15 protein-coding genes are annotated in these 13,124 nt (G+C 59.6%); 6 read left to right on the plus strand and 9 right to left on the minus strand.

Annotated elements, in window-relative coordinates; translation table 11 throughout:
• The first annotated feature begins 109 nt into the window (after positions 1-109).
• The 4 genes from IE038_RS00090 to IE038_RS00105 all read left to right on the plus strand — a co-directional run bounded on the left by IE038_RS00090 (position 110) and on the right by IE038_RS00105 (position 3,563).
• Entirely contained in the window at positions 110-823 is a 714-nt protein-coding gene (locus tag IE038_RS00090) for a PA5502 family lipoprotein (protein WP_163935231.1), read from the plus strand.
• Positions 824-1,050: 227 nt separating this feature from the next.
• The gene (locus IE038_RS00095; RefSeq protein ID WP_189394922.1) at positions 1,051-2,058 is read left to right on the plus strand and encodes a methionine ABC transporter ATP-binding protein; all 1,008 of its coding nucleotides are present in this window, start codon (positions 1,051-1,053) and stop codon (positions 2,056-2,058) included.
• Positions 2,058-2,729 (plus strand): methionine ABC transporter permease, encoded by a 672-nt coding sequence (locus tag IE038_RS00100; protein ID WP_065759069.1) that lies wholly within the window; start codon positions 2,058-2,060, stop codon positions 2,727-2,729. Before IE038_RS00095 ends, IE038_RS00100 begins: the two co-directional genes overlap by 1 nt.
• 60 nt (positions 2,730-2,789) lie before the next feature.
• Positions 2,790-3,563: a MetQ/NlpA family ABC transporter substrate-binding protein gene (locus tag IE038_RS00105; protein ID WP_189394923.1), complete on the plus strand. Its 774-nt coding sequence runs from the start codon at positions 2,790-2,792 to the stop codon at positions 3,561-3,563.
• A 47-nt stretch (positions 3,564-3,610) separates the two neighbouring features.
• Here IE038_RS00105 and IE038_RS00110 read toward each other — a convergent pair whose 3' ends face one another.
• The 5 genes from IE038_RS00110 to IE038_RS00130 are packed head-to-tail and all read right to left on the minus strand — an operon-like array spanning position 3,611 to position 7,515.
• On the minus strand, positions 3,611-4,243 hold the full coding sequence (locus tag IE038_RS00110) for an SCO family protein (RefSeq protein ID WP_189394924.1): 633 nt from the start codon (positions 4,241-4,243) through the stop codon (positions 3,611-3,613).
• Positions 4,240-5,139 carry a heme o synthase gene (gene cyoE, locus IE038_RS00115; RefSeq protein ID WP_163932697.1) on the minus strand — a complete coding sequence of 300 codons (900 nt, stop codon included), beginning with the start codon at positions 5,137-5,139 and terminating at the stop codon, positions 4,240-4,242. The genes IE038_RS00110 and cyoE overlap by 4 nt, the downstream gene beginning before the upstream one ends.
• Positions 5,124-6,206: a COX15/CtaA family protein gene (locus IE038_RS00120; RefSeq protein ID WP_189394925.1), complete on the minus strand. Its 1,083-nt coding sequence runs from the start codon at positions 6,204-6,206 to the stop codon at positions 5,124-5,126. Before IE038_RS00120 ends, cyoE begins: the two co-directional genes overlap by 16 nt.
• A 9-nt stretch (positions 6,207-6,215) precedes the next feature.
• Positions 6,216-6,809, minus strand: a complete 594-nt coding sequence (locus IE038_RS00125) for a PA_0111/PP_0108 family redox-active disulfide protein (RefSeq protein WP_163932703.1) — start codon at positions 6,807-6,809, stop codon at positions 6,216-6,218.
• Complete coding sequence (locus tag IE038_RS00130; RefSeq protein WP_163932706.1) at positions 6,775-7,515, minus strand: SURF1 family protein; 741 nt, start codon at positions 7,513-7,515, stop codon at positions 6,775-6,777. Before IE038_RS00130 ends, IE038_RS00125 begins: the two co-directional genes overlap by 35 nt.
• A 60-nt stretch (positions 7,516-7,575) precedes the next feature.
• On the opposite strand from IE038_RS00130, the gene IE038_RS00135 reads away from it, so the two are divergent.
• Positions 7,576-7,779, plus strand: a complete 204-nt coding sequence (locus IE038_RS00135; RefSeq protein WP_163932709.1) for a twin transmembrane helix small protein — start codon at positions 7,576-7,578, stop codon at positions 7,777-7,779.
• Positions 7,780-7,785: 6 nt separating this feature from the next.
• On the opposite strand, the gene IE038_RS00140 is transcribed toward IE038_RS00135, so the two are convergent.
• The 4 genes from IE038_RS00140 to coxB form a co-directional block, all read right to left on the minus strand.
• Entirely contained in the window at positions 7,786-8,673 is an 888-nt protein-coding gene (locus IE038_RS00140; protein ID WP_163932713.1) for a cytochrome c oxidase subunit 3, read from the minus strand.
• Between the two features lie 12 nt (positions 8,674-8,685).
• Positions 8,686-9,255: a cytochrome c oxidase assembly protein gene (locus IE038_RS00145; RefSeq protein ID WP_163932715.1), complete on the minus strand. Its 570-nt coding sequence runs from the start codon at positions 9,253-9,255 to the stop codon at positions 8,686-8,688.
• Between the two features lie 31 nt (positions 9,256-9,286).
• Positions 9,287-10,879 carry a cytochrome c oxidase subunit I gene (ctaD, locus tag IE038_RS00150; RefSeq protein WP_189394926.1) on the minus strand — a complete coding sequence of 531 codons (1,593 nt, stop codon included), beginning with the start codon at positions 10,877-10,879 and terminating at the stop codon, positions 9,287-9,289.
• A gap of 70 nt (positions 10,880-10,949) precedes the next feature.
• Complete coding sequence (coxB, locus tag IE038_RS00155) at positions 10,950-12,077, minus strand: cytochrome c oxidase subunit II (RefSeq protein ID WP_189394927.1); 1,128 nt, start codon at positions 12,075-12,077, stop codon at positions 10,950-10,952.
• A gap of 363 nt (positions 12,078-12,440) precedes the next feature.
• On the opposite strand from coxB, the gene IE038_RS00160 reads away from it, so the two are divergent.
• Positions 12,441-13,088 carry a hypothetical protein gene (locus tag IE038_RS00160; protein WP_163932718.1) on the plus strand — a complete coding sequence of 216 codons (648 nt, stop codon included), beginning with the start codon at positions 12,441-12,443 and terminating at the stop codon, positions 13,086-13,088.
• Positions 13,089-13,124: the final 36 nt, after the last annotated feature.

Raw genomic sequence — 13,124 nt, forward strand, 5'->3', positions numbered from 1 at the left:
GTTGCACCCTGCGACATTTTAATCGCGCATACACTCTGAAGAATTATTTTCGAGTCAGCGAGCTGGGTGTAGACTTGCTCGTTTTTTGCGCAAATAGAGAGTCGCAGGAATGAAGCCGTTCGCCTCCCGTTATCTGCTCCTTGCCGCGTTTTCCCTGGCCTTGGCCGCATGCTCCAGCAACCCTGCCGACAGCACTGCTTCGCCTGCAGTGCCGGACGCCTGGCAGCAGCTGGAACAAAGCATCGCCAGCAGCGAGCTGGCAACAGCCGAAGATCAACTCGCCGCACTGCAGGTTCAAGCGCCGGGCGACAGTCGCCTGGAGCAGTATCAGCGGCAACTGGCCGAAGCCTACCTGCAACGCAGCCAGGTCGTGCTGCAAAAAGGCGATGTGAATGCCGCCGCCACAGCACTTAGCCGCGCCCGCGCGCTGATGCCCAAAGCCCCGGCACTCACCGGTGGTGTCAACGGCGCCATTACCCAGGCGCGTAAAGCCGAACTCGACAAGGCAGAAGCTGCACTGAAGGCGGCTGAGGCACGCCCTGCAGCCAAGCTCATCGACCCCTCGGCAACCAACACGGTGATCACGCTGAAAGTTGGCAAAATAAGCGAACTTCGCCGCCAACTCGACGATATTGCCAGCGATACCGTCAACTATGACTGTGACCTGCTGTTTCAGGTGCCACGCAAGCAGGACTACCCCTGGCTTTCCACACTGCTGAGCAAGCGCGTACACAAGCTTGCCCCTGACTTCGCGCTGCAGCAGCGCCATGAGATACACCGCAACCAGCCAGCCCAGGTTGTGCTGACACCGCGCCGTCCCTGAGCCCAGTTGCCGGGACGCCCTTCGGGTATCCCGGCCTGCTCCGAGCCCGCTAGCCCACGCTCACAGACAGCCCTGGCACTCATTTCGCGCAACTGACCACTGATCGCGTTATTCCCGTATCGTTGGTTGTTTTCGAAATAAATGCTAAGAACCTCTATGTGAACAGGCTAAAATGCGCGCCCGGCCATCCGCTGACCCTAATTCATGCGCCCCACAAGGTTCGCTACGTGATCGAGTTTCAAAACGTCCATAAAACCTACCGCGTTGCCGGTAAGGAAATCCCCGCCCTGCATTCGACCGACCTGCGCGTCGAGAACGGGCAGGTATTCGGCCTGATTGGCCATTCCGGTGCTGGCAAAAGTACCTTGCTGCGCCTGATCAACCGCCTGGAAGCCCCAAGCGGCGGGAAAATCATTGTCGACGGTGAAGATGTCACCGCATTCAATGCCAATGAGCTGCGCCGCTTCCGGCAGCAGGTCGGGATGATCTTCCAGCATTTCAACCTGCTGGCGTCCAAGACGGTCGCCGACAACGTAGCCCTGCCATTGACCTTGGCCGGTGAGCTGTCGCGCAACGAAATCGATAAGCGCGTCAGCGAGCTGCTGGCCCGTGTCGGCCTGAGCGAACACGCCAAGAAGTACCCGGCGCAACTGTCTGGTGGGCAAAAGCAGCGCGTCGGCATCGCCCGCGCCTTGGCTACCAAGCCAAAAATCCTGCTGTGCGACGAAGCCACCAGCGCCCTTGACCCGCAAACCACCGCCTCGGTGCTGCAACTGCTGGCAGAGATCAACCGCGAGCTGAACCTGACCATCGTCTTGATTACCCATGAAATGGATGTGATCCGCCGGGTCTGTGATCAGGTTGCCGTGATGGACGCTGGGCAGATCGTCGAGCACGGCCCGGTGGCAGAGGTGTTCCTGCACCCGAAGCACCCGACCACAAAGCGTTTCGTTCAAGAAGACGAACAGATCGACGAAAACGAACAACGCGATGACTTCGCCCATGTACCCGGGCGGATTGTGCGACTGACGTTCCAGGGCGATGCCACCTATGCGCCGCTGCTGGGTACCATTGCCCGTGAAACCGGGGTGGACTACAGCATCCTGGCCGGACGTATCGACCGTATCAAGGACACTCCCTATGGGCAGTTGACCCTGGCCATCACCGGTGGCGACATGGATGCGGCGTTTGCCCGCTTCCACGCGGCCGACGTTCATATGGAGGTACTGCGTTAATGGACGCCTTGAATTTCTTTGCCAACGTCGACTGGAGTGAAATCTGGTTGGCCACCGTCGACACCATGACCATGCTCGGCGGTTCGCTATTCTTCACTGTTCTGCTCGGCCTGCCGCTGGGCGTATTGCTGTTTCTCTGCGGCCCGCGCCAGCTGTTTGAAGAGAAACGCGTGTATGCGCTGTTATCGTTGATCGTCAACATCCTGCGCTCGCTGCCGTTCATCATTCTGCTGATCGTGATGATCCCGATCACCGTACTGATTACCGGCACCTCGCTGGGCGTCGCCGGGGCCATTCCACCGCTGGTGGTCGGGGCCACACCGTTCTTCGCGCGCTTGGTGGAAACCGCCTTGCGTGAGGTCGACCGCGGCATTATCGAAGCCACGCAAGCCATGGGCGCCACCACGCGACAGATCATCGTCAACGCGCTGCTGCCAGAAGCTCGGCCCGGTATTTTCGCGGCGATCACCGTCACCGCCATTACCCTGGTGTCCTACACCGCCATGGCCGGCGTCGTCGGCGCTGGCGGGCTGGGTGACCTGGCTATCCGCTTTGGTTATCAGCGGTTCCAGACCGATGTCATGGTGGTCACCGTGGTGCTGTTGTTGGTGCTGGTTCAAGTACTGCAGAGCGTCGGCGACAAACTGGTTGTGCATTTTTCCCGTAAATAACCCCATGGGTCGGCCATGCCGACACCCGGGGGCCGTAACGGCCCTCACAAGGAGTGATGAATGAAAAAACTGCTTGCTGTTGTCGCCGCCGTTGCGGCCTTCTCCGCCCAAGCGGCCGAGACCCTGACCGTCGCTGCGACCGCCGTGCCGCACGCCGAGATCCTCGAGTTCGTCAAACCGAGCCTGGCCAAAGAAGGCGTAGACCTGAAAGTGAAGGTCTTCACCGACTACATCCAGCCTAACGTGCAGGTTGCCGAGAAACGTCTGGACGCCAACTTCTTCCAGCACCAGCCATACCTGGATGAGTTCAACAAGGGCAAGGGCACCAATCTGGTCAGCGTTGCCGGCGTGCACCTGGAGCCACTGGGGGCCTACTCGAGCAAGTACAAGAAGCTGGACGAAATCCCGTCGGGCGCCAACGTGGTGATCCCTAACGACGCCACCAACGGCGGCCGTGCATTGCTGCTGCTGGAGAAGGCGGGCCTGATCAAGCTCAAGGATGCCAAGAACATCCTGTCCACGCCGAAAGACATCGCCGAAAACCCGAAAGGCCTGAAGATCCGCGAACTGGAAGCTGCGACCCTGCCGCGCGTCCTGACCCAGGTCGACCTGGCGCTGATCAACACCAACTACGCGCTGGAAGCCAAGCTGGACCCGGCCAAGGATGCACTGATCATCGAAGGCAGCGACTCGCCTTACGTCAACATCCTGGTTGCACGTCCAGACAACAAGGACTCCGACGCCATGAAGAAACTGGTTGGCGCACTGCATACGCCTGAGGTGAAGCAGTTCATCCTCGAGAAATACAAAGGCGCTGTCGTTCCAGCGTTCTGATCGACCTGCCTGCTGGGGCCGGTGTGACCGGCTCCAGCACATCCCCCTCAATCACGCTTGACCAACCCCGGTAGCTGGGCGATCAGTTTCTGGTTGTTGAAGGGCGCTCGAATGAAACCACGCTGCTTCCCGTCCGGCCCCAGCAGGGCCAGGTTGCCGCTGTGGTCAACTGTGTAGTTCGGCTTGCTGGTATCGGCTGGAATAAACGGGATGCTCAGCGCGTTGGCCAGCTTCTGGGTCGTCTCCAGTGAGCCTGTCAGGCCACGGAACTCCGTATCGAAGTAACCCAGGTACTGCTTGAGCTGAGTCGGCGTGTCGCGGTTCGGATCAACACTGACCAGAACCACCTGCAAGTGCTCAGCCGCCTCTTTAGGCAATTCAGCCCTGACCTGGCGCAGTTGCGCCAAGGTGGTCGGGCAAACGTCCGGGCAGAAGGTGTAGCCGAAGAACAGCAATGACCACTTGCCTTTCAACTGGTCCATCGTCACAGGCTGGCCATTCTGGTCGGTCATTTCCAGCGCAGGCACGCTGCGGCTTTGCGGCAACAGAATGATCCCGGCATCAATCAGCTCGGCGGGGTTGGCCTGGCCTTTGGTGGTGATCACCTTGTTGATGGTAAGCCCCAGTACAATGGCGACCAGGGCGACGAGGATAAAGACTGTTTTCTGGGTTCGGGTCATAGGTTCAACAGTAGGTAATGGTCTACAAGCAGCGCGATGAACAACAGGAACAAGTAGTAGATAGAGTACTTGAAGGTCTTGATCGCCGCGTGCGGCCGACTGCCACGGTACAACACCCACGCCCACTGCAGGAAGCGCGCGCCCAACAGCAGGGCACAACCGAGATAGAGCGGCCCACTCATATGGATGGCATAAGGCAGCAGGCTGACAGCCAGTAGCACCAAGGTGTAGAGCACGATATGAACCTTGGTGTAATGCTCACCGTGGGTCACTGGCAGCATCGGTATGTCTGCCAAGGCGTACTCCTGTTTGCGGTGAATGGCCAGGGCCCAGAAGTGCGGCGGGGTCCAGGCGAAGATGATCAGTACCAACAGCAGGGGCTCAGCACTGAGATGCCCAGTGACTGCCACCCAACCCAGTAACGGTGGCGCCGCACCGGCCAGGCCGCCGATGACGATATTCTGCGGCGTTGCGCGCTTCAGAAAGCCGGTATAGATCACCGCGTAACCCAACAGTGAGCCCAGGGTGAGCCAAGCAGTCAGGACATTGGTAAAGGTCAGCAGAAGGGCCATACCCAACACGCCGAGCAACAGGGCAAATGCCAGTGCTGCGGCTGGCGCCACGCGCCCTGCAACCAGCGGACGTTTATGGGTGCGGGCCATTAATGCATCAATGCGCCGGTCCAGCACATGGTTGACCGCCGCCGCTGCACCCGCACAACACGCGATTCCGAGATTGCCAAAGATCAGTACCGTCCACGGTACGCCTGCCCGGGTGGCCAGGAACATGCCGACCAGCGAGGTGATCAGCATCAGCAGCACAACCTTGGGTTTGGTCAACTCAAGGTAGTCACGCCAACCTGCCTGGCTACGACCCGCACTCAGAAGCGTTGCCATGGATTATCCCCCAGATAATGCACCACGCCTCCGGCACTCAGAGGCCGCAGCCGCCATTCGCGGCCCACACGACGCACCTTCGGTTGAGCCACACGGCGGGTGCAGTAATTGACCAGTACCAGGGTCAGAAGCAGGGCGGCACCCCCAGCGTTATGTGCCACGGCCACGGCCAATGGCAGGTGGAACAGCACGTTGCTGATACCCAGGCTGATTTGTACCGCCAGCGCCACCAGCACCAGAGCCGCCAACCGCTTGAGGCCAACGCGGCGCAATTGCCAGGCCAATGCCAGCAGGGTACCTGTCAGCAACAAGGCGCCGAGGCGGTGAGTGATATGGATGGCCGTGCGCGCATCGCTGTCCAACTGCCCACCCAGGTAGTTCGGACCGATATGCTGGGTCAGGTGGAAACCATTGGCGAAGTCGGCCGTCGGCCACCACTGGCCATGGCAGGTAGGCACATCGATACACGCCACGGCCGCATAGTTGGCACTGACCCAGCCACCCAGGGCAATCTGACCTATCACCATCAGCAACGACAAGGCCGCAAGACGGCGTAAACCCGTGGGCAAAACCGGTAGCGGGGCAAGCGCGTGTGACAGGCGCAGGCTCAACAGAAACAACAGGCCAAGCGTGGTGAAACCGCCCAGCAGATGCGCCGTCACGACCTGTGGCCACAACTTGAGGGTGACGGTCCACATGCCAAACGCCGCCTGTGCCACCACCACCCCAAGCAGCACCAAGGGCAGTTTAAAAGGCTGGCCATCCCGCCCATGACGACGGATCGCCTGAACAGCAAGCATTGAAATCACCAGCGCCAGGGTTCCGGCAAAATAACGGTGGATCATTTCGTTCCAGCCCTTATGGGCCTCCACCGGCGCATCGGGATAATGCAACTCGGCATGCGCCAACTGCGCTTCGGTCTTCGGCACGCTGAGGAAACCGTAACAACCCGGCCAGTCAGGGCAGCCGAGTCCGGCATGGGTCAGGCGGGTGTAGGCACCGAGCAAGATAACCACCAGTGCCAGCAACGTAGCGAACACCGCAAGGCGATAACCGGGTCTGACCATGACCATCTCCTAACCAATGTTAGAAAGCTTCAGCAACTGACGCAGGTCGTTGAGCACGTCCTTGCCGTTGGCTCTGGCGTCGTAACGCAGCACCAGGTTGCCGTGAGGATCGATAATCCATAGTTGAGCATCCGGCTTGCCTTGGCTCATCCGACCGTACTGGGAAAGGTCCAGCGGATAGCGCTGCAGTTGCGGGTATTCACGTGCGAGCTTGGCTTGATAGTCCGACGCCAATGCTTGGCCGACGGCCAGCGCATGGCTGGCTCGGCTGGCATCACGTCCCAGGCCGATTTGAATCTGACGGGCCAGATAGACCAACTGCTGACAGTCCGTAGCGCACTCATTCGGCGCACTGACCAATAGCTGCCAGCGTTGCTCGTCAGCCTGCACGCCAAGGTCAGTGCGGTTCTGACCATTGCCGATCAACTCGCCGTGGTAGATACGGCTGTCGGGGACCCAGAACTGATACTTGTACATGCCTGTGGCAAGAATCATCGGCCCGATCGTCAGCAATAGAATCAACAGCAGTTGCAACCGACCACGACCACGCCCTTGCGGGGCCTTGAGGTCAGAGGTGCTGGACGGATTCATGACGGTCCCCATGGCGTTTCTCCTTGTTGTTATGCCAGCCGAAGTAGAGGTAGAGCGCGATCAAGGCCAGCGCCAGCGCAAACCACTGAACGGCATAGCCCAGGTGCTTTTCCGGGCCCATGGCAACCACCGGCCAATCCAGCCTGAAGGCTGCCGGACCAGGTTCCAGGCGCAATTCGTGGGCAAAACCTTCAAGCTGCAGCTGTGGCCAGAACTGCATGGCATCCACAGCGGTCACCAAATGCGGCCAAGCACCGCCTTGCGGGTCGGCCTGCAGTTGAAATGCCGCACCGGGCGACACATAGACCCAAGCCTCCAGGCTCATTGGCTGATCCGGCGTACTGAACGACACGGGTATGCGTCGGTCAGGCCACGGCACCCAGCCGCGATTGACCAGCAGCCACAGCCCGCTGGGCTGATCATGGAAGGGTTGCAGCACCTCGACCCCCGGGCGGCCATCACGTATCCGGTTGTCCAGCAACAGGCTGTGCTGCGCCTCGAAACGGCCGTAGAGCCTGACTCGCCGGTAGGCCGAGTCCTCAATCAGCGGCAACTGTGTAGCGGCCACCGGATCGGCGCTGCGGCGCTCGGCATACGTGGCCAGCAGCTGACGCTTCTGCTCGGCACGGCTCAGTTGCCAACAGCCAAGCGCCACCAGACCGGGCAGCAGCAAAAGCACTACCACGGTCGGCAGTACACCAGGCCGGAAGGGCTTCACCCGGCCACCCCACAGTCAGTCGCTATACTGAAAGTCATCGCATCCCCCCGGAGTTTCGCCATGCTAAAAGCCGCGATTGTCCTGATGCTGCTGGCGACCATCGCCAGCCTGTTCAGCGGTCTGGTCTTTCTGGCCAAGGACGAAGGACACTCGACCCGTCTGCTCAAAGCACTCACCGTGCGGGTGAGCCTGGCCGCCGCTACCCTGGTTCTCATCACGTGGGGCTTCTACAGCGGCCAACTGGTGTCCCACGCCCCTTGGTAAGCCCGGCTAAAGCACGTACACGAAAATAAACAGACCGACCCAGACCACATCGACGAAGTGCCAGTACCAGCTGGCGGCCTCGAACCCGAAGTGCTTGTCGGCATTGAAGTGTCCACGCAGGATACGGATGAACATCACCAGCAGGATCACCGTGCCCAGTGTCACGTGGGCGCCGTGAAAGCCGGTGAGCATGAAAAAGGTTGCGCCGTAGACCCCCGAACCCAGTGTCAAACCGAGCTTGGTGTAGGCCTCGTGATACTCGTAGGCCTGCAGTATCAGGAAAGAGATCCCCAACAGGATGGTCAGGCCCAGCCACAGCTTGAGCGGTCCACGATGGTCCTTGCGCAACGCGTGGTGAGCGATGGTGACGGTGACACTCGAGCTGACCAGAAAGATGGTGTTGATCAGCGGCAGATGCCAAGGATCGATGACTTCCCGGGGGGGCGGAAACAACTTCGGATCAGGGGTCTGCAGCAACGGCCAGGCAAACTCGAAATTTGGCCACAACATGTGTGCCACGCCCTTGGCACCATCACCGCCAAGCCACGGCCCGGCCAGCGTACGCACGTAGAACAATGCGCCGAAGAAGGCGAGGAAAAACATCACTTCGGAGAAAATGAACCAGGACATCCCCCAGCGGAATGAGCGGTCCAACTGTGGACTGTACAGCCCAGCACGACTTTCCCTGACCACCGAGCCGAACCAGCCAAACAGCATGTAGGCCAGAAACAGCGCCCCGACGAAGAAGATCAGCGGCCCATGGGAATCGGGACGACCAGCCTTCATGTCGTTGAACCAGGTGCCCAGGCCGAACATAGTGATCAACATCCCGATCGTGGCAATGATCGGCCACTTGCTCTGCGCCGGTACGTAGTAGTGCTGATGTGAAGCCATGGGATGTTCTCCTTATCGAGCGCCCTGGGAAGCCTGGCCGGCCACCTGAGCCACCGGCGGCTGACGAGCGGTGATGTCGAACAGCGTGTAAGCAAGTGTCAGGTGCTTCACATCCTTGGGCAGGTCACGGTCAACAATGAACCGTACCGGCATCTCGATGCGTTCACCCGGTTGCAACACCTGCTGGCTGAAACAAAAGCATTCGGTCTTGTGGAAATACGCCGCCGCCTCGGCCGGCGAAATGCTCGGAATCGCCTGGGCAGTCATCGGCCGATTGCTGGGGTTGCGGGCCACGAAAATCATCTGGTTCAACGCGCCCGGGTGCACATCCAACTGATCGGCCTTGGAATAGAAGTCCCAGACCATGTCGCTGGCATTGGTCGACATGAACTGCACCTTTACCGTACGGCTCGGGTCACTGACCTGGCTGCCCTCGTACTGCCCACCGGTTTTGCCGTTGATACCGAAGGCCTTGCACATGACGTCATAGATCGGCACCAGGGCAAAGCCAAAAACGAACATCACCACCGCCAGCAGCATCAGCCGGACGATCAGTGTTCGCGTGGCGAGTTGTTCGCTCATGGCTCGCTCCCTGAACCGCCCGCCGCGGTGCTCATTTCACCTCCGGTGGGGTCACGAACGTGTGGTAGGGCGCAGGTGAAGGGATCGTCCACTCCAGGCCGTCCGCTCCGTCCCATGGTTTGGCCGGGGCCGGTTTGCCGCCCCGAATGCACTTGATGACGATGAACAGGAAGAAGATCTGCGTAGCGCCGAAGGTGAACGCACCAATCGAAGAGATCATGTTGAAGTCAGCGAACTGCAGGTTGTAGTCCGGAATCCGCCGGGGCATGCCGGCCAGGCCGACAAAGTGCATCGGGAAAAAAGCCATGTTCATGCCAATGAACGAAAGCCAGAAATGCAGCTTGCCCAGCGTCTCGTCATACATGTGCCCGGTCCACTTCGGCAGCCAGTAGTAGGCCGAAGCGAAGATCCCGAAGATCGCCCCCGGCACCAGCACGTAGTGGAAATGCGCGACCACGAAGTAGGTGTCGTGGTACTGGAAGTCCGCCGGTGCGATGGCCAGCATCAACCCGGAAAAGCCACCAATGGTGAACAGAATCACAAAGGCCACGGCAAACAACATGGGCGTCTCAAAGGTCAACGAGCCCTGCCACATGGTGCTCACCCAGTTGAACACCTTCACCCCGGTCGGCACTGCGATCAACATGGTGGCGTACATGAAGAACAGTTCGCCGACCACCGGAATACCAACCACGAACATGTGGTGCGCCCAGACAATAAAGGACAGGAAGGCAATCGCACCGGTGGCGTAGACCATCGAGGTGTAGCCAAACAGCGGCTTGCGCGAGAAGGCCGGAATGATCGAACTGACCGCGCCGAAAGCCGGCAGGATCATGATGTACACCTCAGGATGGCCGAAGAACCAGAACACGTGCTGGAACAGCACCGGGTCGCCACCGCCGGCAGCGCTGAAGAAGCTGGTACCAAAATGGATGTCCATCAGCATCATGGTCACCACCCCGGCCAGCACCGGCATCACGGCGATCAGCAAGAACGCGGTAATCAGCCAGGTCCAGACGAACAACGGCATTTTCATCAGGGTCATGCCGGGTGCGCGCAGGTTGAGGATGGTGGCAATGACGTTGATCGCCCCCATGATCGAGCTGATACCCATCAGGTGAATGGCGAAAATGAAGAAAGTCACGCTCTCTGGCGCATAGGTGGTCGACAGGGGCGCATAGAAGGTCCAGCCAAAGTTCGGCCCGCCGCCAGGCATGAACAGGGTCGAAACCAGCAACAGGAAGGCCGCAGGCAATAGCCAGAAGCTGAAGTTGTTCATCCGCGGCAGCGCCATGTCCGGCGCACCGATCATCAGCGGAATCATCCAGTTGGCCAACCCAACGAAGGCCGGCATCACGGCACCGAAGACCATCACCAGGCCATGCATGGTGGTCATCTGGTTAAAGAACTCCGGCTGGACGATCTGCAGGCCCGGCTGGAACAGTTCGGCGCGAATCACCATGGCGAACGAGCCGCCCAACAGAAACGCGCAAAAGCTGAACCACAGGTACATCGTGCCAATGTCTTTGTGGTTGGTGGTCAGTACCCAGCGCATCAGGCCCTTGGCCGGGCCGTGGGCGTGGTCAGCGCCGGCATGACCGTGGTCGTCGATCACTGCACTCATGTCCTGTCTCCTGCAATCCGCTGTACGTGTCTGGCCACCCGGCCAACGCGAGTTCCGACGAAGGGCCGGCTCACTGGCTTTCTGCCTGCTTGAGCGCCAGCACATCCTTTGGTGTGACCATGTCGCCCTTGTTGTTGCCCCAGGCGTTGCGCTCGTAGGTCACCACAGCAGCAATATCCACTTCCGACAGTTGCTTGCCGAACGCCGCCATCGCCGTACCCGGCTTGCCGTGGAACACCAGGCTCAGGTGTCCTTCTTTAGGCCCGGTGGCGATTTTCGAGCCCTTGAGCGCCGGGAACATGGGCGGCAGGCCTTGCCCCTCGGCCTGGTGACAGGCTACGCAGGTGGTGTGGTAAACCTTGTCACCGCGTTCAACCAATTCCTGCAGCGTCCATTCCTTGCTGGTCAGTTCTTTGAGCTTGGCGCTCTCAGCCTTACGCTCGGCCAGCCAGGCATCGAAGTCCGGCTTGGACTTGACCTCGACCACGATCGGCATGAAACCATGGTCCTTGCCACACAGTTCGGTGCATTGCCCCCGATAGATTCCGGGCTTTTTGACCCGGGTCCAGGCTTCATTGACGAAACCCGGAATCGCATCGCGCTTCACGGCGAAGGCCGGCATCCACCAGGAATGGATGACATCGGCTGCCGTCACCAGAAAGCGCACCTTGGCGTCGACCGGCAGCACCAGCGGCTGATCCACTTCGAGCAGGTAATGCTCGTCCTTGGGTGATTTGTTATGGATTTGATCGGCGGGCGTGGCCAGGTTGCTGAAGAACTCGACATCCTGGCCCAGGTACTTGTAGTGCCACTTCCACTGATAGCCGGTAACCTGAACATCCAGGTCTGACTCACTGGCATCGTAGATATCGATCAGCGTTTTCGTGGCCCGAATGGCCATCGCCACGAGAATCAGAAAGGGCACCACGGTCCAGAGGATTTCTACCCAGGTATGCTCATGGAAGTGAGCGGGCTCCTGCCCGGTAGAGCGACGGTGAATGATCATCGACCAGAACATCGCGCCGAAGACCACCAGGCCGATGATCACGCAAATCCAGAAGATGGTCATGTGCAGGTCGAAGACCGCGTTGCTGACTTCAGTCGCCCCCGGCGCCATATTCACTGTCCAGGCGGCGTGTGCCTGACCGAATACCGACCACAACAGGAGGCCCATCCAGACATGTGGATGTCGCATCATTGCGGGTTCCCCTTATCGTTCTTGTTATCCCGGAGGCATGGACCTACGGCTAAGGGTACGGCGGCCAAGACTGCACACTTTGGGGCCGAGCCCCTGCTGCTGTGCAGTCGGGCCTCGTCAGCCAATCACTTTCAACCGGAGTATAGACAGCGACCCTGACCGCGCAATCGATCGGAAAAATTCAGCACAAAGGTCAAATGTTCGAGGTGATTTCCGCAACCAACGACCAATACCCGCGTGTTGGCACTTCAATATAACCTCCGACTATAAGTGCCCTCTGATTATGACAAATGCGTCTTAATCTCTCGCAGAACCGAGCTACCTTATGTCTTCCGTTTGTAATCCTTTGTCCCTGGAGTTGTCATGAACATCGCCGCATTGCGCGAGCAGATCACCCGTGCCCACCAACATGAGGCCGAAACCGGCCAGCTGAAACAGCAACTCGCACAACAACTGCCACACCTGCATCCTGCGATCCAACTGCCTGAGCAGGATGCTCAGGGTGTGCTGACCCGCTTCGTCAGTGCCTACATCGATCAAGTACCTGAAGTATTGGAAGCCGCCCACGACGTTGCCCGAGAAGCGGGCATCGAGTCCCAGATCAAGCCGGTTTTGGCGATCGCCGAGGCGTATTTCGTCACGCCCCCAACAATCATGGATGGCCATGTCGGCCTCGACAGCCTGCTCGATGAAGCCTACCTGGCCCATCGCCTGGTCGAGGAAGTGAACGACCTGTACATCAAGCATTTCCAGCAGCCGCTTATCCCACTGGATACCACGGTTGCCAACCTGATCGCCCACCAGTTGATCGGCGAAAGCTTCGCCAATCAATTGGACGAGGTGGTACACCATTCAGTGGATAACCTGCTCAATGAGGAAAGCTTCGCACTGGAATCGGTGGAAGCCTATCGAGAGAAGCTCAGCAGCCCGGATACCGGTGCAGCCTGGAAGCGCTGGCCGTGCCTGTCACGCCAATTGGGCGTGGGCCTGGACCTCGACCAATCGGCCTGAAGGTATTCCCGGGAAGCCGGCCTTGCCGGCAACTCG

The sequence above is a fragment of the Pseudomonas laurentiana genome (genome assembly GCF_014648275.1).
Lineage (GTDB): Bacteria > Pseudomonadota > Gammaproteobacteria > Pseudomonadales > Pseudomonadaceae > Aquipseudomonas > Aquipseudomonas laurentiana.